This window comes from Novosphingobium sp. BL-A-28-Hi1-0D, assembly GCF_055521755.1.
Genome location: NZ_CM145502.1, coordinates 1,053,934 through 1,074,994 on the forward strand (window position 1 = coordinate 1,053,934; position 21,061 = coordinate 1,074,994).

Below are 21,061 nucleotides of genomic sequence, written 5' to 3' on the forward strand. Positions count from 1 at the left end.
TCACAACTCGCTCCCGCCCAAGGGACTGCAGGGCGGGAGCGAGCAGCGCGATCGTCAGAACTTGACCGACAGATCGACCCCAATGGTGCGGGGCGTGACGACTTCCATCTGCGTCATTGCGGTAAGAGAGAATGGATAGAAGTTGCGGTTGGTAAGACCGCGGCTGTTGCCGAGGTTTTCCGCAAACAGTTCGAGCGACCAACGGTCTGCATTCACACCAACACGAGCGTTGATGATGTCATAGGCCGGCAGTCGGCTATTCGCTGTAAGCGTCGGATTGAAGCGCGTGTTCCGCACATCATTGCCCTGATAGCTCAGGAAAACGAAGCCTTCGAGGCTGTCACTGAGCTTGTGGGTGTAGTCAACGGATCCGCTCATCGTCCACTTCGGCACGAACGGGGCATTGTCACCCTTGCGGCCGCTCACGAAAGTCAGATCCTGCGTCAGACGGCTGTTGGTATAACCCAGGCCAGCGCGGATCGTCAGACCCTCGGTCGGACGAATAGCAGTCTCAAGTTCACCACCATCGATCTTCAGGCCGCCAGCATTGACGAAGACGTTGAAGCCGCAGCCCAGCTGGGCAGTGACCTGCGGGTTCTTCCAGTCGATGTGATAGGCCGACACATTGACTGTCAGCGCGCGGTCGAGCCAGCTCGTCTTGGCACCGACTTCGTAGTTCCAAAGGCTGTCAGACTTGTAGCTGTCGGGAGCCTTCGCGAGACCGCGGGCGGCGAGATCGGCCGCACAGGACGTTGCAGGTACGGGTTCATTCGTGCCGCCAAGACGGAAGCCCTTCGCGGCCTGGGCATAGACCATGTGATCCCGGTCGAACTCATAGGAGAGGTTGAACTTCGGGTTGAAGCCGCTCTCGTGGTTCTTGAACGGGAAGGTGCCGACATTGGGGTCGGCGAAAATGCCACCGAACCGGACCGAAGAGCGCTGCTTGGCGTCGAAGTAGCGACCGCCGACAGTGGCCTTCAAGTGGTCACCGACAGGGACGACGACTTCGCCGAACAGTGCGATCTGGCGTTCCTTTAGGTTGATCCCACTGACGTAGAGCTGATCCTTGAGCGCGCCGAAAGCAGTGCTGTTGAAGCCGCCGGCAGCATCGACGCCAGCTACGGTCAGATCCTGGGCGAAGAAGTTCGACTTGTCCTCATAGAACGCGCCAACCGTCCACTGCACTGGCGAGCTTGGCTTCGATGAGAAGCGAAGCTCCGTGCTGTAATCTTCCTGGTTAGCATTGTTCTTGATCACGCCGAGCGGAAGGCTGCGGTAGTTGGGTGCCACGAAGCTGACGAAAGTGCCGGTTTCGATCAGGTAGTCGAGCTTCTTGTTCCGGTACGAACCGACAAGCGTCATGTCGAACGGATCGAATTCCTGATTGACGGTCAACGACGCGGTCAAGTTCTTGTCGACGTACGGCTCGTTCACCGCGACGGTCGTATTGAGATAGCCAGCTTCCTGCGCATAGACGCTACGCGCATTGTGACGCGAGTGCTGGTAGGACACCAGCGCGTCGATGGTAGTTGCGGGGCCGGGGACGATCCGGGCGGCGATCCGGCCACCCTTGCTTTCTTCCCAGTTCACATCGTTCTGCTTGGTCGTCACATTGTCGATGAAGCCGGCGTTGTGCTTCCAGAAGCCGACTGCGCGGATCGCGAAAACATCGGGGACCACCGGAATATTGATCATGCCGTCGATCGTGCGGGTCGTGCCGCCATTATCAACCGAAGCCAATTCGCCCTTGGCGCTTGCCGAAAAGTCGTTGGTGTCCGGCTTGCGGGTGATGAGGCGGATCGCGCCTGCCATTGAGCCAGCACCGTAGAGTGTGCCCTGGGGCCCGCGGAGGACTTCAACGCGATCAAGATCGTAGAGTTTCAGGTTGGGGCTGAAGCGCTGGACGGCAATCGGCGTTTCGTCGAGGTAGAGGCCGACAGTTTCCTTGATTTCGGCCTGATCCTGGTTGACCGGGCCGGTCGTCACGCCGCGCAGCACGATCTGGGAGTTGGCGCGGTTGCCGGTCATTGAAAGACCCGGCGTCTGACCAGCGAACTGCTCAAGGGAATCCGCGCCGAGCTTGCTCAACTGCTCATTGCCAAGGGCCGCGATGCTCGAAGGGATGTCTTGCAGGGTTTCCGTCCGCTTGCGCGCGGTAACCACGATATCGTTGCCGGTGGCTTCTTCAGCATTGGTGTCGCCTGCAGGCGCAGCATCCTGTGCGAAGGCCGGTGCAGCCGTAATTCCAAGCGCGCCAACGGTGACCAGCAGAGCTGCCCGCAATGTCAAATTCCTCATTGATTCCCCTTTCGGTCATGCGGCAGCTATGCCGACGATGACTCACGACTATTATAGATTTTATCCAATTTCAATCCCGCAAAGGAATCATCGGTGAAAGGAGCAGGGTCAATGTCTCTAATTTGCCACGCAACCCGGCTCCGGTAGCCTACCGCCAGACCTCAGTCGCAATGCGGAAATGGTTTCCACCCATAAGCTTTTGCAGTGTTTGCTGACCAAGTCCCCGGCGGGAGAGCTCCTCCAGAATCGAATCGAACTGCCAGGGGGCAATCATCGCCATGCCGGCCCCATAACCCGCATCGGCAGGAAACATGGTGGGATTGGCTGCAGCGAACTGCGCGACTTCTTGATCGTCGAATACATAGTCCAGTGCGATTCCAACATGATCTTCGCCAACCCGCTCGAGGGCATATTCGATATGGTTGGCAAAGGTAGAAACGCTTGAATCGTTGTTGCCCAGGAAGATGCCGATCCCATTGATTCCTATGACGCCGCCGCGCTCGGCGCAGGCCATCATCAAATCATCGGGAATGTTGCGCGGATGATCCCACAAGGCGCGCGGGTTCGAATGAGAGAAGATCACCGGTGTCGAAGAGGCATCGATCAACTCTCTGGCTGTGCGATACCCTGTATGCGAACCGCAGGGGACCATGCCGACCCGGTTCATTTCCGCAACAACAGCCCGACCGAACGCGGTAAGTCCTTGATCATTCTCCATGCAGCCGCCGCCGGCGAGATTGGCGAGATTGTAGGCGACAAGCATCCAGCGGACGCCGAGGGAGTAGTAGACTTCGACCAGGCTTGCCTGACCGCCCAATGCATCCATTCCCTCGATATCGAAGCAAATGCCAAGCTTTCCCAGATCCTTGGCCTGACGCACATTCCCGGCATGCTCCAGAACCATATATCTATCTGGTCGGGCACCAATCCAATGCCGAAGAGCGCCAAGCATCCGAACGTGCTCCTCGATGCCCTGGCCACCGCAGCCTACGTTTAAGGTCAGCGCATCGATCCCAGCTTCGCGCGCGCGTTCCAACTGAGGAAGAAAGCTGTCGTCACCCGGGCGCAGCGGCATGCAGGCGTGATTGTCCCAGACGATTGAATCACCCAATTGCTCGACAATGTAAGCCCGGCCTGGTCGCATGTGTCATCCTCTTGGGCAGGCAATACCCTACATGGGTGGCCTCCGCACTCTCAGCTTGGCTATCGGCGATTTTATCCAATTGCAACGACGGAGCTTCGCATGTATCAATCCGACGAGCGACATATTGGTAGAAACTTACCCGGCCAAGCCGCGGGCGGAGCAGCATGACTCAAACCTTAGCCACCAAAAAGCCAGGCAAGCTCCGGCGGATCACCGTTGCTGATGAGGCTACGAACGAGTTGCGAAGGCGCATTCTTTCGGGCGAACTGGCTGACGGTACGCCTGTTCGTCAGGACGCTTTGGCGGAAGATTTCGGGACGAGCCGGATTCCGATTCGTGAAGCGCTCTCACGCCTTGAGGCGGAAGGCCTTGTGGCCAGCTATCCGCATCGGGGGTATGTTGTCACTGCCCTCTCGCGAGATGAGATCAAGGAGCTGTTCGAGCTGCGCGCGATGCTGGAGCCCGCGCTAATTGAAGCTGCAATTCCGAACATGACTGAAAACGACTTCATGGTCGCCGAAGGCATTCTCTCTGAATATGCCTCGGATCTGGATAGCTACGACGTCCACCGCTGGGGTGAGTTGAACACCCAGTACCATCTGGCGCTTTACAGTGCCTCTGGACGCAAGCGGACAATCGAGATTGTCCGAGGCCTGCTCGTCAATACTGACCGCTACACACGCGTTGTGCTGACGCTCGATCGCGGTATCGAGAACGCCAAGGAAGATCATGGCGGTTTGCTCGAATACTGTCGCAAGGGCGCGATCAACCAGGCTGTTGCGCTTACTCGGGATCACATTCAACGAGCTGAAGCGGGTTTGCTGCGCATGCTCGATGCTCAAGCAGCGTAACTGCTGTGAGCGAACCAAATCCTGCAGATGTGGCCATCGTCGGCGGCGGCGTTGTCGGAATAGCAACAGCGTTATGTCTGCAGGACGCTGGTATGTCGGTGCTGCTAATTGATCGCGACGTTCCGGGCGCTGGATGTTCGTCTGGAAATGCCAGCGTAATCGCCAGCTCGTTCGTACTCCCCCTCTCGAGCTTTGCACACATCCTGGGCGCTCCCAAGATGTTGATGGACCGAATGGCGCCGCTTTCGCTTCCCTGGCGCCATGTCCCAAATTACGCACCTTGGCTTTGGCGTTTCGCTCTTAATGCGTTTCCGGCGAATCGACGGCACACCATAGATCGCCTCATCCAGCTCAATGAAGAGTCATTGCCCGCCTGGAAGCGACTGCTTCCCGATACCCTGTATTCCCACCTATTTCGCGAACGAGGGATGCTGGATGTTGTGGCTGCTGACCGCCCGATCGATAGCCTTACAGCCAACGCCGAGGCCCTTAGCGCCGAAGGTGTCCCGATAGATTTGCTCGACGCATCGCAAGTGGCGGAACTTGAGCCTCTGCTCAAAGGCAAGGTCGCGGGCGCTACGCTGCACACTGCCGTTACCCAAATTACCGATCCTCGGCACTTGTCCGATATGATGATGGAGAGGTTTCTGGAACGGGGCGGAGTTTCCGTCCAAATGGAAGTCGCCGAAGTCCGCTCCGGACCTGATGAAATCCAGGTCATTGGTGGCGGACAGACCCGATCTGCACGGCGAGCGGTAATTAGTGCTGGCTGGTGGTCACCCGCATTGATCAAGCGGTTCAACCTGCGCGCACCACTGAGAGCAGAGCGCGGCTATCATGTCATGCTACCGGCCGTTTCTGAGAGTTTCTCCCGTCCGGTCTCGTTCCATCACGAATCGTTTCTTGCCACGCCATTGACTGGCGGCTTGCGACTTGCTGGCACGGTGGAGCTTGCCCCCCCCGATGCCCTGCCGGATTGGCGCCGCGCAGACAATCTCTTGAAACTGGCTGGCAGATACCTGCCTGACATCGACACGACGAACCTCAGCCGCTGGGTAGGAGCCCGGCCTTCATTTGCCGATTCACTGCCTGCAATCGGCCGAGTGAACGGGGCACCGAACGTCTTCTATTCCTTTGGTCACCAGCATCTCGGACTCACTCAGGCGGCCATCTCCGCAGAGTACATCCGCGACATTATTCGAGGCACCATGCCAGCAAACATCGACTCCTATTCTCTCGTCCGCTTCGGCGGCACGGCCGCGGAACGCGCGGCATGATCGTTCTGACCAATGACGAGATATTCGGGGTCTCGCGACCGAGAGAACTGATTGACGCGCTTTCTCATGCTTTTTCCGAACCATTTGAGAGCCCGGATCGCATGCATTGCGATCTGCCCGGCAATGATGATGCAAAGCTGCTCGTCATGCCGGCATGGCAAGGCCGGTCAGCGATCGGTGTCAAAGTCGCAACGGTGATGCCGGGAAATTCTCAATGTGGGCTACCCACGATCGATGGGGTCTACGTTTTGCTAGACGGTCAGACTGGCAGTCCTGCTGCTATTTTAGAGGCCCGTGCTTTAACTGCTCTGCGGACTGCCGCAATTTCGGCGCTCGCGTCGCAACATATGAGCCGCATCGACGCATCGACCCTCCTTGTCGTAGGGACGGGGGCGCTGGCGCCTCACCTGATCCGTGCACACGCCTCTGTGCGCAATTTCAAGAAGGTGATGGTTTGGGGGAGAAGCCAAGAGAAAGCCGAAATGGTCGCTGAAACCCTTGGTGACCTGGGCTGCACAGTTTCTGTTGCATTGGATCTTGCGACCGCAACGGCTGCGGCTGATGTCGTTTCTTGCGCAACGCTAAGCAGCGAGCCGCTCATCAAGGCGGACTGGGTGAAACCGGGGACTCACCTCGACTTTGTCGGCAGCTTTACACCACACATGAGGGAAGCCGACCCCGCTCTCTTTCGAGATGCTCGGTTGGTCATAGATACTGCCACCGCACTCAAGGAAAGCGGCGATCTGATCGAGCCTGCTCATCGCGGCTGGATTTCGGAGCCGGTGACCGAACTTGCCGAAATAGTGCAAGGTGCTGCTGTGGGGCGCGACGGGCCGGAAGCGGTGACGATATTCAAATCGGTTGGGACAGGTTTGTCCGACATCGCAGCTGCTCGCTACTTCCTCGACAAGGTTCAGTCAGCGAGAGCTTGCAGGCCAACCACCTTGCTCAAAGCCGGGGCTGGCGCATGACCTTACCGCCCGCATCTTTTCCCGGCCGCGCACAGGCGTGGTGGATGGTCGCAGTATTCTGCATTGCCGGCTTCGTCTCCTATGTCGACCGCATGATCCTCAGCGTACTGGTCGAGCCGGTCCAGCGGGATCTCGGAATTGGTGACGCGCAAACGAGTCTGCTGCAAGGTGCGGCATTTGCCATCGTATATGTCTTCGCAGGATTGCCTCTTGGCATCCTGGCGGATCGGAAAACGCGCCGGAACCTGATCATTCTCGGGTCCATAATCTGGACGACCGGCACCCTCCTTTGCGGTCTAGCGCCGAGTTTCTGGATGTTGTTTGCCGCCCGAATACTCGTTGGCGTGGGTGAAGCAGCGCTTGCCCCTGCGGCTGCATCGATCATTTCAGACTCCTTCCCAGCGCACCTGCGTGGAACTGCCCTAGGCGTCTTCATGATGGGCATGGTTGTCGGCGGTCCGGGCTCAGTAGGAATTGGCGGCGCTCTGCTCTCCTCGGCCCAGCATGGAGCATTTGCCGGAGTTCCGCTTCTGGCCGGTCTGGCCGACTGGCGGATCGTGTTGGTACTGGTTGGGCTTGCAGGTTTAGTCATCCCGGTCTTGACGCTGACCGTCCGTGAACCTGTCCGACAAGAACGCGAGAGCGAAGCCAGCGTGGCCGCCGTCATCGCTCATGTCCGGTCAGCGCGTATCTTGCTCCTTTCTCTCCTCATTGGCGTCGCTCTTCTCTCCGTCGGAGACTACGGTCTCTACAGTTGGGTTCCCTCAACATTGACCCGCAAGTTTGGATGGAGTCCGGACAAGATCGGCGGCTACTTCTCGTTGATCACGACGGTTACTGGCATAGCGGGAGCGGTCCTCGGCGGCGCAATGTCAGATGCGGCAGCAAAGCGCTTTGGGGAACCGGCACGCTTCAAGGTAGCCGCCGGGGCGGCTCTTGTTGGAGCGGTTGCCGCCGCATTCGTCGCAGGTCCCCGGCCGGAATATGTTCTGTTTGGCCTGGGATTGTGGACTCTAGCCTCGTCCTTCGGAGCAATTGGCGGCATTGCTGCACTTCAGCACGCGATGCCGAACGAAATGCGAGGGATAGCCATGTCTTTTGTCGCATTCTGCAACACGTTGCTCGGCCTTGGGCTTGGCCCCACGATCGTCGCATCGGTGACCGAGTTTGGCTTCAAGCGCCCCGATGCCGTCGGGGTCGCAATTGCAATCGTTGTCGTGCCAGCCTCGATACTGTCACTGATACTGTTCCTCCTGGCGCGCCGCGCTACGTCGAGAGCCGGGGGCCACCAGAATTGAGCGACAGGTTTTTTTGGCCGTTGCCTAGCTGGGCTCCCGCTCCGTAATTTTCTCATTGGCCTTTAGTTCGGCGACCTGACTTGGCGTGATGTGCTTTGCATGCGCTTCGTGAATGAGCCCGATGAGGCGAGCCGGTATGGCCGAAACCCGGCGCTCGACCTGATCCTCAGTTTCACCAAGGTATTCGCATGCCACATTGATGATGCCGCCAGCATTCACAACGAAGTCTGGCGCATAGAGGATATTTCTTCTGGCAAGGGAAAACGCGTCGTCTGGCCCCTCGAGCTGATTGTTTGCTGCGCCAGCGACGATCTTCGCACCCAACTCCGGTATGGTTCGAGCGTTGAGGCCGGCTCCAAGCGCGCAAGGTGCGAACAGATCTGCCGTAACTGTGTGGATGTGTCCTGTGTCGACAACAGATAGCCTCGGCGCGCTAAGGAATTGCCTGACAGCAGCGGCATCGACGTCTGCAACCGTCAATCGCGAACCTCGATTTAGCAACATTCCGCAAAGTTCGCGTCCCACGCTACCTAATCCCTGCACTGCAATATGAGCGTTTGCGGGGTCGATGTTGTTCAGCTCAAGGAGAGCCATGATGGAAAGGAACACACCTTGCGCCGTTCGGGGCGAAGGATTGCCACCTGCCTTCACGCCATCCTTCGGTAGTCCGAAAACGAACGGCGAGGTTTGCTGGATGCGTTCCATGTCTGCCTCTGATGTGCCGACATCCTCCGCGGCCAGGTATGTTCCGTTTAGGTAATTCAGGGCCTTCGCGAAGACTTCGAAGACGTGGTCGCGATCGAAATTGTCCGAGGGCCTTACGATGACACTTTTGCCTCCTCCTAGAGGCAACTCGGCCAATGCATTCTTGAAGCTCATCCCGCGCGCCAGGCGCTGCGCATCGCGAAGAGCGTCAGATCGCGATGCATATGAAGCAAAGCGACAGCCGCCGGTGGCGGGGCCGAGCGCCAAGGAATCTACGACGATGAAGCCGGCCACGTCGCCTTCGACTGATTTGAACTCGAGGACTGTCTGTTTGCGACCCTCGAACTCGACCTTCTCAAGTCGGAAATCCACGCCGGAAGCAGCAAGTTCCATTTCGCGACCTCCGCTCAGAGATTGAGGAGGGCCGGGTCGCCACCCTGCGCCATGATGTTGTTCGAAATGGCGCGCTCGTTTGCGAAGCGGTGCAATGCGTGCGGCCCACCTGCCTTTGGCCCGGTGCCGGACAGGCCCACCCCTCCGAAAGGTTGAACCCCAACGACCGCACCGGTGATCGACCGGTTGATGTAGATGTTTCCGGCGGGGACGAGGGCTTGAATTTCGCGCGCGAAACGTTCGATCCGACTGTGCACGCCGAGCGTCAATCCATAGCCTCGCGCAGAGAGGCGGGCAGTGTACTCGGGCAGATCATCAGGGCTGTAGCGACAGATGTGAAGGATCGGTCCGAACACTTCGCGCTCGAGGAAATCCGGAGCGGGAACCTCCGCGATTGTTGGTGCAAAGAAGTGGCCTGGGATCCCGGCACCCGGATGGCGGGCAATGACCTTGGCGTCCCTCTCAAGTCGCAACACATGGGCTTCGAGCGCTGCATGCGCCTCATCGTCGATGACCGGCCCGATATCGGTTGCCGGATCGGCCGGGTCGCCCAGTTTCAGGGCGGCAAGCGCTCCGGTCAGGCATTCGATGATGCCGTCAGCGCTATCATGCGGCACGAACAGCATGCGGAGCGCCGAACAGCGCTGACCGGCCGAACCGAATGCCGATATGATCACGTCATCGACGACCTGCTCGCGAAGAGCCGTCGTATCGACAAACATGGCATTCAATCCGCCGGTCTCAGCGATGAAAGGGATGATCGGGCGAAGATTTTGCTCCGCCGCCGCTGCCAAACTCCGATTGATTGCCCAGGCGGTCTCGGTTCCACCCGTGAAGGCGACACCGTCGATTCCGGGATGCGCCACCAGCGCAGCACCGATTGTCGCCCCTTCACCCGGGACGAGAGCCAGCAACCTGGGATCGAGGCCAGCATCGTGAAACAGGCGGACCGCTGCTGCCGCAATGAGCGGGGTCTGTTCGGCTGGCTTGGCAACGACCGCGTTTCCAGCGGCAAGGGCGGCGGCAATCTGGCCAGTGAAGATGGCCAGCGGGAAGTTCCAGGGACTGATACAGGCGAATACGCCGCGTCCAAACAGTTGCCACTGGTTGGTCTCGCCAACCGGACCGGTCAAGCTTTGCGGCGGGCCGAATTCCCGCTCTGCGAGCACAGCGTAATAGCGGCAGAAATCGGCCGCTTCGCGAACTTCCGCAACAGCGTCGTTGAAAGTCTTACCCGCTTCCAGCGCGAGCAGTGGCATGAGCTGGTCCATCTCGCTTTCAAGCGCGTCGCCCATGGCGCGCAGCACAGTCGCCCGTGCCAGTCCACCGGAGCGGTCCCAGGCGGGTTGGGCGGACCGGGCATGAGTAATCGCCGCATCGACGTCCGCAGGTGCGGCCGCGACAACCGACCCGATTATCGCTTCGGGTCGGCCTGGGGCGCGAACTTCGACTGCGCCATCGCCCTGCAACTTCCCGGCGATGATCGGACCAGCGATTGGGCGTGCGCTGACTTGGTCGGCCAAATAGCGGGCATAGCTGTCGCGTACCGAAGCCTGACTGAGATCCCGGCCGAGGGGGTTGATCCGATCTGGCCCATAGATGTCGCGCGGAACAGGCAGTCTCGGGTGGCGGTCGGGGCTGGCCTCGACCACTGCGATCGGATCGCGCACCACATCGATCGCCGGAATGGTCTCGTCCAACAGAACATGGACGAAGGAACTGTTTGCCCCATTTTCCAGAAGGCGGCGGACCAGGTAGGGGAGGAGGTCTTCGTGCCCACCCACCGGCGCATAGGCTCGAAGAGTGAGCTTACCGTAAGCCATCTCGGCAGCCTCATAGAGCGCCTCGCCCATGCCGTGGAGGCGCTGGTGCTCGATGGATACGTTCGCTTCTTCGGCCATGTGACGAACCGCAGCCAGAGTATGCGCATTATGCGTTGCGAACTGAGGATAAAGATTGGGGGCTGAAGCAATCAGAGCCTTTGCGCACGCCAGATATGACAGGTCTGTCGCGGCCTTTGTCGTGAACACCGGATAATCAGGCATGCCAGACACCTGCGCGCGCTTGATTTCGCTGTCCCAGTAGGCACCCTTGACCAGACGGATCATAATCCGCCGTCCGGATCGTCTCGCTAGGTCCGCAAGCCGCTCGATAACGGCGATGCCGCGCTTCTGGTACGCCTGCACGACCACGCCAAGCCCGCGCCAATCACCGAGCTCGGGCTCGTGCGCCAGTCGCTCGACCAGCTTGAGCGAAAGCACCAGTCGATCGGCCTCCTCGGCATCAATCGCAAAGTTGAGATCGTGACGTGCGGCGATCAGCGCTAGTGTCTTGAGCCGCGGATAGAGCCCGGCCCAGACCCGATCTTCTTGTGCAGCTTCGTAGCGGGGAAACAGTGCCGATAGCTTGACCGATACACCGTGCCCTTGCTCGGGGCCGTTGCCGTTCGCGGCCTTCCCGACGGTTTCAATCGCCTCAGCATAAATGCGCGCATAGCGCTCTGCATCGTCGTCAGTGCGGGCGCCTTCGCCGAGCATATCGAATGAGCAGAGCATCTTTTCGCGCTTCGCGCGCTTGAGCGCATCTCCGATCGTGCGCCCCAACACGAACTGTTCGCCCATTATACGCACTGCTGCCGCGACAGCCTGGCGAATAACTGGTTCCCCGGCCTTCGCCGTCAGACGCTTCAGGTAGCCGCCAACATCCCGCTTTGCCTCTTCATCGACATCGACGAGCTTGCCTGTGAGCATCAACCCCCAGGTCGAAGCATTCACGAACAGGCTGTCCGACTTGCCGAGGTGGCTCGCCCAGTCGGCCATCGAGATTTTTTCGGCAATCAGTCGGTCACGGGTTTCGGCATCAGGCGTGCGAAGCAAGGCTTCGGCAAGACACATGAGCGCGAGGCCTTCGCGGGTGCCGAGCGAAAATTCCTTGAGGAAGCTTTCGACGACGCCTTGCTTGCGCGCGGAGGTGCGAGCGCCCGAAACGAGTTCTGCTGCCCGCTCTACAACGGCTTGCCTGGCGTCTGCCGCCAGCGGTTCGCTCGCCAGCAATCCGGCGATGACTTCGGCCTCGTCGGCAAACTTCCCAGCGTCCAGTTCGTCCCAGTTCTGCCCCGTGTTCATTCCGCTCGTCCTTCAGGAGGGATTGCAACTTCCGGGTCAGGCTAACTTTGATTGGCGCGAATGTGCTTCGTATTTTTGCATTGCTTTCGGAATTGATCGCGCCATTATCGGAGCATGAATGAACGATATTCGCTAGATGCAACGGATCGCCGATTGATTGATGTCCTTCAGCGCGACGGACGAATCACCAATCTGGATCTCGCCAAGACGTGCGGCCTGTCTCCCGCCGCCTGTCACGATCGTGTCCGCAGGCTTAGAGAATCCGGGGTGATCCGGGCGACGGTGACACTCATCGAACCCAAGGCCCTAGACTGCGATCTCCTGATCTTCGTGGAGGTGTTGCTCGATCGCACGACCGACGATGTCTTTCGCGCATTCGCCGAGCACGTCGGGTCGATTCCCGAAATTCTCGAATGCCACATGGTGGCGGGTGGCTTCGACTATCTGATCAAGGCGCGGGTCTCGGACATGACGGCCTACAGAACATTCCTCGGCAACATCCTCGCTTCGGTTCCCGGAGTGCGCGAAACCCGAACCTACGCGGTGCTGGAACAGGTCAAGGAAACCACAATTCTTCCGGTCGCTCCGGCTTGATCGAAGAACCGAACTGAGAGCCAAGCCATGAATGAACCAAAGCAAGCCGAGCAATCCCGCCACTGGATCCTTCGATCCAAGCTCGAGATGCCCCGCAAGAATGCACGCTTGATCTTTCGGGCGAAGCTTCTCGAACGGCTCGATGGATGGCTGGACCTTGGCCTCGGCGTTGTCATAGCGCCAGCAGGATATGCCAAGTCGACTACGGTCGCAGAATGGTGCCGCAAACAGATCGTGGACGGGACAACAGTCGCTTGGCTAAGTCTTGATGAAGGTGATCGCGAACCTGCCCAATTTCTCTCTTATGTGATCGCCACGTTCGCCAATGTCGGCGTTGCCACGCGCGGACTTGAGGCCGGAGCGGAGGAGGGCTTCTTTGCTGGCGGTCTCTCCACCGCCTTGTCCGCCTTGCTGGAATCCGTTGCAGCCCTGCAACGTCCGGTCGTCCTTGTGCTCGACGACTATCACCGGGTGAATGCACCGAAGGTCGACGCGCTACTGAGAGAAATGCTCGCTGCCGCCCCTGGCAACTTGACGGTCATTGCTTCGACCAGGACGCCGCTACCGTTCGACATCGGGGCTCTTTTGGCGTCCGGTCGGGCCGAAGAACTTACAGCTGAATTCCTGCGCTTTTCGAGAGAAGAACTCGCATCGGTTTTTCAACCAACTACCGACAGCGAGGCGCTTTCCCTGCTCTATGATCGGACCGAAGGGTGGCCGGTCGCGGTTCAACTCGCGCGGCTTGTGGTGACAGATGCTCCGACGAAGGGGCATTTCGACAAATTTCACGGACACAGCGGTCACATTGCCACGTATCTTGCGGAACAGATCGTGAGCGGCCTTCCCGACGAGCTGCAGGAGTTTCTCTGCTACACTTCGGTCGTAGAGCGTTTCACGGCGGAACTGGCCGATGCCATTAGAGGCAAAGGTGGAAGTGAAACACTTCTGGGCAACCTGGAGCCACTTAATGCTCTGGTTACACGTGCCGAGGGCAATGACTCGTCCTATCGCTATCACCATCTCTTTGCTGAATTTCTTCAGAAGGAACTCCGCCGACGCTTTGGCGACGACGCGTTCGTCCAAATACACCGCCGGGCATCGCAATGGTTCGAAGACAACGGATACATGGCCGAGGCAGTCCGGCACTCGCGCGAGGCGCGCGATTTTGACCGCTGTGCGAGCCTCGTTGAGAAAGCTGGCGGATGGGAGCTGATTCTTTTCGGTGGGATTGGCTACCTGCGGGGCTTGCTTCAACACATTCCCGACGACGTTTCCACGCAGTACCCGAGAATCCTGCTCGCGAAGGCCTATCTTGGCGTCAAAGACGGTCTGCTCGCGGAATCACGCGCCCTTCTCGATGCGGCAGCCAACGCTCGGCACAAAAGTGATCTGACGAGGCTGCAGCGAGACATTCTCAACGTCGGCACCCTGATCTTTGTCTACGAAGACACGCCGGTTTCGACCCAGGACATGCTCGGATTGCAGCAGCGGTTGACCGGAGTGCCGGCCGACGATCCGCTAACCCGGTCGATCCTGGCCTGCCAGTTGATTGTCTGCGAACTCGCCGTCGGACAATTTGCTAATGCCGACCACCTTGCCCAAGCAACTATGCGGACAATGCGCGAAGCCCGGACCGTGCTGGGGCTCAACTACTGCTATCTCCATGCTGGCCTTGCCGCGCTGTACCAGGGCAGGCTCAAAGCCGCCGAAGCGCATTTCGGCGTGGCGCGGCGCATGGCGGAAGAGAACTTCGCCCATGACCCTGGCCTAAGGGCTCTCTCGCGATTGCTGACCGGAGCCCTCCAGCACTGGATGGGCCAGCAGGCTAACTACACAGCCGAACAGTCCCGCGCCGATCTTGAGCAGGTTGAACATTACGATGGCTGGTTCGATATCTTCGCAGCCGGCGTGGTGGTCGAAGCCTACCACCTTGATAGCCCTGATGACGCGGTCTCAAGGGCCCAGCGGATTGCCGACCGCAGGGGCCTAAAGCGGCTTGCTCAGATCGCGGACTCTATCCAAGTCGGGCTTACCCAAGGCGCTGACCGCAGCACCAAGGCTATGAAGCTCGTCCAGCAGCTGCCGACCGGAATATGGCAAACTGAACCTTTCTGGTGGCTGCCCTTCCTCGAAAGTCGCGCGGCACTGGCTTCATACTACGCAAGCATCGACCGCTCCCGGGCGATCAATGCCCTGAACGAAGCCATCACTTGTGCCCAGACATTCGGCGCGAACCTTCACTTCGTTCGCCTTCTCGTCTCCCGTGCCCTTATGCACGACCTTTCCGGACAGCGCGGCAAGGCGATCGATGATCTAACCGAGGCGCTTTCGGTCGCGGCACCCGAAGGCATGGTAGGTCCATTTCTCGGACAGAAGGGCATTGTGCCGCTTCTTCGGGCAGTTACCCGCCACGCTCAGGATGCCTTCATCGACATTTTGGTGATCGAGTTTGCAGGGTCGCTTGTCGACCGCATAACCCGGCAAGGTTCGGAAGCCGATGACTCCAATTCGGGAGGCTTGAGCGTCCGTGAACGTGAAGTTCTTGATGAACTTGCCAATGGTCGGTCGAATAAGGAAATTGCCAGGCTGCTGGACATGACCGAGCACACGGTAAAATTCCATCTCAAGAACATTTTCGTGAAGCTCGGGGCGGAACGCCGGACCGAAGCCGTTGCGCGCGCCAAACAACTCAAGCTGATTTGACCTACTCGAACGAGTAGGTTTTTGGAGAAAGTCCCTACGACCTACCCGTTTTGGATAAACCGCTACGCTTCCCACTCGTTGCCTCCAACTAAGTTGAGCGGATGAATGTGCAGACCACGCAATTTATGCGGCTGAACGCTCAAATCGGAAGTGATCGGTCGAGGCGCACGGAGGGAACAATGGGGAATACGGTCAGGATTGGTCTGCTACTCGGAACTGCTATCGGAGCAACGGTATGGTCACTGCCTGCTTTTGCGCAGGACTCAACCGCTCAAAGCAATGCGGGCGTCGAGGAGATCGTGGTTACGGCCCGCGGTCGTGATGAAACGCTCCAGAATGTGCCGGTTGCGGTGACTGCATTCTCCGCGAAGACCATCGAAGACCGCAAGATCACTGGCGTCAGCGATTTCCTTTCTTCGACTCCGAACATTTCGATCAACCAGTCGCAGAGCGCAGGCGTGTCGTTCTTGACCGTGCGCGGCGTGTCGCAAGTTCGAAACGGTGAAAGCCCTGTGGCGGTGGTGATCGACGGCGTCCAGCAGGTCACGTCCCGTCAGCTCACCCAAGACCTCTTCGACCTTCAGAGCATCGAAGTGCTGCGTGGTCCGCAGGGCGCGCTCTACGGCCGCAACGCGATCGGCGGCGCCATCGTCATCAACACGAAGAAGCCAAGCGAGACGTTCGAAGGTTCGGCCTCTGCGGGTTATGGCCGTGGCAATGACTGGCATGGCCGCTTCTCGCTGTCGGGTCCGGTCGCGGGCGAAGCCCTGCGCTTCCGGGCGTCAGGCAGCTACCGCAATCTCGATGGCTACTATTTCAACACCCACCTCAACAAGAAGGTCGATGGTGTCGAAGACCTCAATCTTCGCGGCCAACTTTTCGCTCAGCTGGGCCCCGATTTCACCGCTGATCTGAAGGCCCAGTACGGCCACACTACCGGCGGCGGCGTGAATTTCCAGTACCAGGGCTCGAAGTTCGACCCCGCCAAGCCGTGCTTCCTCGACCCTGCCAATCCCTTTGGCGGACCGGCGGGTGATGCCAATCGCGTGGTTCGCTCGTTCTGTGCGACCAACCTCGGTCACGGCGATCGCAAGACCACCCAGGTTTCGCTGAAGCTGGAATACAACGCGGGGTTCGCCACGATCACCAATATCACGGCCTACGACCACGTTTCCGAATATGTCGAAGGCGACCAGTTCCCCTACACCGCGAGCATTGACGTGTTCGGCACGGACGGGACCCAAACGCAGTACGAGGACGTGAAGGCTTGGTCCAACGAACTGCGCATCACGTCGCCGTCGAACCAGCCTTTCCGTTGGATGGTCGGGGCCTATTACCTCGACACCAAGCGCTTCATCTCGACCACGACGGGCGACGATAATCTGAAGGGGATCGTCGATATCTATCGCACCCCGCAGTTCACCAACCCGGACAACCCGACGCTTTCGTTCCTGGCAGACGACAATCACAACAAGGCTTGGGCGGTCTTCGGTAACCTGGCCTACGACGTAACCGACAAGCTCGAATTGTCGGTTGCTGGTCGTTACGACAAGGACAGCCGCCGCCAGTTTGTCCTGCCGATCCAGACCGGTTCCCTGCCAGCCGGTTGCACGGTCGCGAACTCGACGGCCTGCTTGAAGACCAACACTTACGACCTGTTCCAGCCCAAGTTCACCGCCCGCTACAAGGTCAGTGATAACTTCAATCTGTTCGGGTCCTGGGGTGTCGGCTTCCGTTCCGGTCAGTTCAACCAGAGCGGTGTTGCGAGCGCTGCGATCGCTGCCGGCGTCAACGGTGTGTCAGACGTGGTCAAGCAGGAAGAGGTCCAGACTCTGGAACTCGGCTTCAAGAGCTCGCTGCTCGACAACCACCTCCGCCTGAACGGCACGTTCTACACCACCCGCGACAAGAACCCGCTGTATTTCGTGTTCATCGGCTCCATCGGCGCTCAGGTGCTCGTCAACATCGACCGTGTCCGTTCCACCGGCTTCGAACTCGAAGCTCAGGCTAAGCTGACCGACAATTTCGATGTCTTTGCCAACTACGGCTACACCAACAGCCGGGTGAAGCAGTACGCGGTCAACCCGCTTCTGGTGGGCAACGTGACGCCCTACGTGCCGAAGGACAGTTGGGCGCTGGGCGCGCAATACCGTGCGCCTCTGACCCAGAGCTTCGGCCTGTTTGCTCGCGCCGACGTCGAGCATCACGGCAAGCAGTATTGGGATCCGGAGAACACCACTCCCCGCAACGGCTATGAACTGGTCAACCTTCGCTTCGGCTTTGAAGGACCTGACCAGAAGTGGTCATTGATCGGGACCGTCGATAACCTGTTCGACAAGAAATATAACTCCGAATGGGTCCTTGGCGGCTTCGCTCATCCCGGCATGCCGCGGACCTGGTCGGTGGATTTCAACCTCAAGTTCTAATCGGATCCGGGGCCGCCTGCGGGCGGCCCCGCCTTCGTTTCAAGCACAAGATCTCCGTCCGCGACCCGGGCGATGGGAAGGAATTGCGTATGACAAAGGCAACCAAGGTTCTCTGGGTCAATCCGATCGGAAGCTCTGGATATGACGACCCCATGGGCGAGGTCATGGGAGCCATTAAGGCACCGACCACCCAGATCGACGTGGTGTCACTCAGCACGCCCTATTTGCCACATCACCTCGAATACCGTGCCTACTCGGCCCTGATCATTGGCGACATGGTGCGCCTGGCGCGCTGGGCCGACCAGCAGGGCTATCACTCAATGGTCATCGGATGCTTCTACGATCCCGGTCTCGAAGATGCCCGGGAAATCTCCGGCTCGACCGTTGTGGTCGCCCCTTGCCAGGCAGCGGTTCAGATCGCCGGAAACATCGCCAACCGCTTCTCTGTCATTATCGGTCAGGAAAAGTGGGCCGTGCAGATGCGCGAGCGGGTCTCCGCCTATGGCTACAGTGATCGTCTGGCCTCAATGCGCTCCATCGATATTGGCGTGCCCGATCTCCAGAAGGACTGCGACTACACGGCATCTCAGATCATGGAAGCCGGCCGTCGCGCGATCGAAGAAGATAAGGCCGAAGCCCTTATCCTGGGATGCACCTGCTCATTCGGCATGCATGAAGTCGTGCAAAAGGAACTGGGTATCCCGGTAATCGATCCGATTATCGCCGCTTTCAAGATGGCTGAGTTCCTCGGTGGCCTGCAAAGCCAGCTCGACCTCAAGCCAAGCCGCCTGTGGAGCTGCGCGCCCCCACCGGAAGCCGAAATGGCCGAATATGCGCTCTTCGAGCAGCCCGCACCTATCGGCAACAAAGTCACATATTGAGGTCCAGAACCATGCAGATACTTCCATTTTCTTGGGATGAAGCCGCGCTGCAGATCGAGAATCTCGGCGAACAGGCCTTCGGAGCACCGGTCAACACAACCTTTGGCATTGCAAGCTTTCCTGCTGGTGTCCGGCAGCCCGCCGAAGGTTTCGTCACACATGATGGAATGGAGGTTTCCTTCATTCTTGACGGCGAATTCGAAGTCGAGACCCCGCAAGGCGTGACGTTGGTCACCAAAGACAGCCTCGTGACCATTCCGGCCGGCGAGCCTCACGCGACCAAGACGATCACGCCCGGACGCGTGGTCTATTTCCTGCTTACCGAAAACAAGGAGTAAGGCCATGCGCGCATCGAGCGACGTTGGCGGGACATTCACCGACCTGGTCTACTATTCGGTCGACCCGGCCACTGGTGCTTGCGGCGCCGTTCAAACCGCGAAGGCGGACACCACACCGCCGAACTTTGAACAAGGCGTGCTCGACACTTTGGCGAAAGCGGGCGTCAATATCGGCGACCTCGACTTCTTCGCGCATGGTTCGACTGTGGTGATCAATGCGCTGACTGAACGCAAGGGCGTCAAGACCGCGCTGATCACGACCAAAGGCTTTCGCGACGTCATTGAAATCGCTCGGGGAAACCGGCCCGACTTGTTCAACTTCAACTTTCGAAAGCCGAAGCCTTTCGTTGAGCGCTACCTGCGCGCCGAACTCGATGAGCGGGTCACCTACCAAGGCGCAATCAAGCGGAAGGTCGACCTGTCACCGCTCCCGCAGATCATCGAGCAATTTAAAGCTGACGGTGTGGAGGCCATCGCGATCGCGTTTCTCCATGCTTATGTCGAGCCGTCCAACGAGCAACTCGTTCTCGCAGAGATTCGTCGGATCTGGCCAGAAGTCTCGGTCCTCGCATCACACGAGGTGAGCCGCGAATGGCGTGAATACGAACGAACGAACACAACGGTTCTCTCGGCTTACGTCCATCCCATCACCGAGCGCTACATTGAACGCCTTGAAGCGCGTCTCAAGGATTCTGGCTACAGCGAGCCGTTGTACATGATGCAGTCGAATGGCGGCATCGCAACGGCTGAAGCCGCCAAAGCGAACCCCATCGCGATGGTTGAATCCGGTCCTGCAAGCGGCATTTTTGCCGCCGCCTACATGGGCAAGAAGATCGACGAACCCAACCTCATTGTCCTCGACATTGGCGGCACGACGGCAAAGTGCACGCTGGTCGAAAATGGCGAGGTCAAGGTCACGACCGAGTATCATATCGAAAAGGACAGCAAGACACCTGGCTACCCGATCCAGACCGCTGTTTCCGAAATCGTGGAGATCGGCAACGGCGGCGGCTCGATCGCCTGGGTCGATGAAGGCAAGAAGCTTCACGTTGGCCCCAAGTCAGCGGGCGCGCGACCCGGCCCGGCAGCCTATGGCCGCGGCGGCACGAATGCGACGACCACCGATGCGAACCTCGTGCTCGGCCGGATTGACCCGAAGAGCTTCGTCGGTGGTGAGCGTGATCCGGACTGGGCTGCTGTCGATGCCGCCTTCCAGCCGCTCCAGGAGCAATTGGGTCTCTCGAGAGCCGAGGTTGCTCGCGGTATCGTCCGCATCGCCAATGCCAACATGACGGGGGCGCTGCGTCTGGTATCGACCAACAAGGGCTATGATCCCCGCGACTTCGCACTCATGGCGTTCGGCGGTGGAGGTGCGATGCACGCCGTTGCCCTGGCCGAGGAGCTGCGAGTTCCGCATGTCATCGTGCCGGTGAATTCGTCGGTGTTCTCGGCTTGGGGCATGCTCCTTACGGACCTTCGCCGCGACTACCTTCAGACGCGTCTGACCAAGCTTGAGGATGCGCAGAATGCGATTTTGCGCGATACGTTCAGCGCCATGCGATCCCAGGCCGCTGTCGACTATGGTCGCAGCGATGTTGAGTTCGAGCATTTTCTCGACGTGCGCTACATCGGGCAGGAGCATACGGTCAAAATACCGATTGTGCGTGACGCGGCTGGCGAAATCGACATCGTTCTGACTGCCAACTCATTCCATGCGGCCCACGAGAAGCGGTTTACCTACCGGCTCGATAATGCGCTGGAAGTGGTGAACTTCCACCTTGTCGCTTCGGTTGCGGTCGCCAAACCCGATCTCACCGAAAAGGCGTCGACGGGCGCGGTTCTTGCCGACTCGGTCATCGGCGAGCGGGAAGTCGATTTCGATCAGCACGGCATCCACACCGCGACGATCTACGATGGTCTGAAACTCGAGCCGGGAATGCAGTTCGCGGGACCTGCGATCATTCAGGAGCCGTCAGTAACCTGCGTCGTGCCGCCGCCCCATCGGGTCAGCGTAGATCGCTTCGGCAACTATCATATCCATCTCCAGGCCTGAGGAG

General features: G+C 59.2%; 14 protein-coding genes. 10 read left to right on the plus strand and 4 right to left on the minus strand.

Features of this window, described 5'->3' with window-relative positions; translation table 11 throughout:
• Positions 1 to 54: 54 nt before the first annotated feature.
• Positions 55 to 2,298: a TonB-dependent receptor gene (locus tag ACZ1JW_RS05310; protein WP_465142227.1), complete on the minus strand. Its 2,244-nt coding sequence runs from the start codon at positions 2,296 to 2,298 to the stop codon at positions 55 to 57.
• Positions 2,299 to 2,446: 148 nt separating this feature from the next.
• Positions 2,447 to 3,442, minus strand: a complete 996-nt coding sequence (locus ACZ1JW_RS05315; protein ID WP_465142228.1) for a dipeptidase — start codon at positions 3,440 to 3,442, stop codon at positions 2,447 to 2,449.
• A gap of 164 nt (positions 3,443 to 3,606) precedes the next feature.
• Here ACZ1JW_RS05315 and ACZ1JW_RS05320 point away from each other — a divergent pair, with 164 nt between their 5' ends.
• From ACZ1JW_RS05320 to ACZ1JW_RS05335, 4 genes are read left to right on the plus strand one after another with little or no spacing between them, the layout of a single operon-like run.
• A complete protein-coding gene (locus tag ACZ1JW_RS05320; RefSeq protein WP_465142229.1) occupies positions 3,607 to 4,293 on the plus strand; it encodes a GntR family transcriptional regulator in 687 nt (228 codons plus the stop codon).
• Positions 4,294 to 4,298: 5 nt separating this feature from the next.
• Entirely contained in the window at positions 4,299 to 5,570 is a 1,272-nt protein-coding gene (locus tag ACZ1JW_RS05325; RefSeq protein WP_465142230.1) for an NAD(P)/FAD-dependent oxidoreductase, read from the plus strand.
• Positions 5,567 to 6,541, plus strand: a complete 975-nt coding sequence (gene lhpI, locus ACZ1JW_RS05330; RefSeq protein WP_465142231.1) for a bifunctional Delta(1)-pyrroline-2-carboxylate/Delta(1)-piperideine-2-carboxylate reductase — start codon at positions 5,567 to 5,569, stop codon at positions 6,539 to 6,541. The genes ACZ1JW_RS05325 and lhpI overlap by 4 nt, the downstream gene beginning before the upstream one ends.
• Positions 6,538 to 7,839 (plus strand): MFS transporter, encoded by a 1,302-nt coding sequence (locus tag ACZ1JW_RS05335; protein ID WP_465142232.1) that lies wholly within the window; start codon positions 6,538 to 6,540, stop codon positions 7,837 to 7,839. The genes lhpI and ACZ1JW_RS05335 overlap by 4 nt, the downstream gene beginning before the upstream one ends.
• A gap of 24 nt (positions 7,840 to 7,863) precedes the next feature.
• Here the strand turns inward: ACZ1JW_RS05335 and ACZ1JW_RS05340 are convergent, their stop codons facing one another.
• Complete coding sequence (locus ACZ1JW_RS05340; RefSeq protein ID WP_465142233.1) at positions 7,864 to 8,937, minus strand: Glu/Leu/Phe/Val dehydrogenase family protein; 1,074 nt, start codon at positions 8,935 to 8,937, stop codon at positions 7,864 to 7,866.
• Between the two features lie 14 nt (positions 8,938 to 8,951).
• Complete coding sequence (putA, locus tag ACZ1JW_RS05345; protein ID WP_465142234.1) at positions 8,952 to 12,062, minus strand: bifunctional proline dehydrogenase/L-glutamate gamma-semialdehyde dehydrogenase PutA; 3,111 nt, start codon at positions 12,060 to 12,062, stop codon at positions 8,952 to 8,954.
• 114 nt (positions 12,063 to 12,176) lie between these two features.
• Between putA and ACZ1JW_RS05350 the strand changes: the two genes are divergently transcribed.
• From ACZ1JW_RS05350 to ACZ1JW_RS05375, 6 genes are all read left to right on the plus strand, one after another.
• Positions 12,177 to 12,656 (plus strand): Lrp/AsnC ligand binding domain-containing protein, encoded by a 480-nt coding sequence (locus ACZ1JW_RS05350; protein ID WP_465142235.1) that lies wholly within the window; start codon positions 12,177 to 12,179, stop codon positions 12,654 to 12,656.
• Positions 12,657 to 12,683: 27 nt separating this feature from the next.
• Positions 12,684 to 15,359 (plus strand): LuxR C-terminal-related transcriptional regulator, encoded by a 2,676-nt coding sequence (locus ACZ1JW_RS05355; protein WP_465142236.1) that lies wholly within the window; start codon positions 12,684 to 12,686, stop codon positions 15,357 to 15,359.
• Positions 15,360 to 15,658: 299 nt separating this feature from the next.
• Positions 15,659 to 17,785, plus strand: coding sequence for a TonB-dependent receptor (locus ACZ1JW_RS05360; protein ID WP_465142237.1), 2,127 nt, complete (start codon positions 15,659 to 15,661; stop codon positions 17,783 to 17,785).
• 89 nt (positions 17,786 to 17,874) lie between these two features.
• Entirely contained in the window at positions 17,875 to 18,666 is a 792-nt protein-coding gene (locus ACZ1JW_RS05365; protein WP_465142238.1) for an aspartate/glutamate racemase family protein, read from the plus strand.
• Positions 18,667 to 18,677: 11 nt separating this feature from the next.
• On the plus strand, positions 18,678 to 19,004 hold the full coding sequence (locus ACZ1JW_RS05370) for a cupin domain-containing protein (RefSeq protein WP_465142239.1): 327 nt from the start codon (positions 18,678 to 18,680) through the stop codon (positions 19,002 to 19,004).
• A gap of 4 nt (positions 19,005 to 19,008) precedes the next feature.
• Complete coding sequence (locus tag ACZ1JW_RS05375) at positions 19,009 to 21,057, plus strand: hydantoinase/oxoprolinase family protein (protein ID WP_465142240.1); 2,049 nt, start codon at positions 19,009 to 19,011, stop codon at positions 21,055 to 21,057.
• Positions 21,058 to 21,061: the final 4 nt, after the last annotated feature.

Bases quoted from the DNA above. Each gene is read 5' to 3' on its own strand.
- ACZ1JW_RS05310 (WP_465142227.1), bottom strand. From the start codon at position 2,298: ATGAGGAATTTGACATTGCGGGCAGCTCTGCTGGTCACCGTTGGCGCG.
- ACZ1JW_RS05315 (WP_465142228.1), bottom strand. From the start codon at position 3,442: ATGCGACCAGGCCGGGCTTACATTGTCGAGCAATTGGGTGATTCAATC.
- ACZ1JW_RS05320 (WP_465142229.1), top strand. From the start codon at position 3,607: ATGACTCAAACCTTAGCCACCAAAAAGCCAGGCAAGCTCCGGCGGATC.
- lhpI (WP_465142231.1), top strand. From the start codon at position 5,567: ATGATCGTTCTGACCAATGACGAGATATTCGGGGTCTCGCGACCGAGA.
- ACZ1JW_RS05335 (WP_465142232.1), top strand. From the start codon at position 6,538: ATGACCTTACCGCCCGCATCTTTTCCCGGCCGCGCACAGGCGTGGTGG.
- ACZ1JW_RS05340 (WP_465142233.1), bottom strand. From the start codon at position 8,937: ATGGAACTTGCTGCTTCCGGCGTGGATTTCCGACTTGAGAAGGTCGAG.
- putA (WP_465142234.1), bottom strand. From the start codon at position 12,062: ATGAACACGGGGCAGAACTGGGACGAACTGGACGCTGGGAAGTTTGCC.
- ACZ1JW_RS05350 (WP_465142235.1), top strand. From the start codon at position 12,177: ATGAATGAACGATATTCGCTAGATGCAACGGATCGCCGATTGATTGAT.
- ACZ1JW_RS05355 (WP_465142236.1), top strand. From the start codon at position 12,684: ATGAATGAACCAAAGCAAGCCGAGCAATCCCGCCACTGGATCCTTCGA.
- ACZ1JW_RS05365 (WP_465142238.1), top strand. From the start codon at position 17,875: ATGACAAAGGCAACCAAGGTTCTCTGGGTCAATCCGATCGGAAGCTCT.
- ACZ1JW_RS05370 (WP_465142239.1), top strand. From the start codon at position 18,678: ATGCAGATACTTCCATTTTCTTGGGATGAAGCCGCGCTGCAGATCGAG.
- ACZ1JW_RS05375 (WP_465142240.1), top strand. From the start codon at position 19,009: ATGCGCGCATCGAGCGACGTTGGCGGGACATTCACCGACCTGGTCTAC.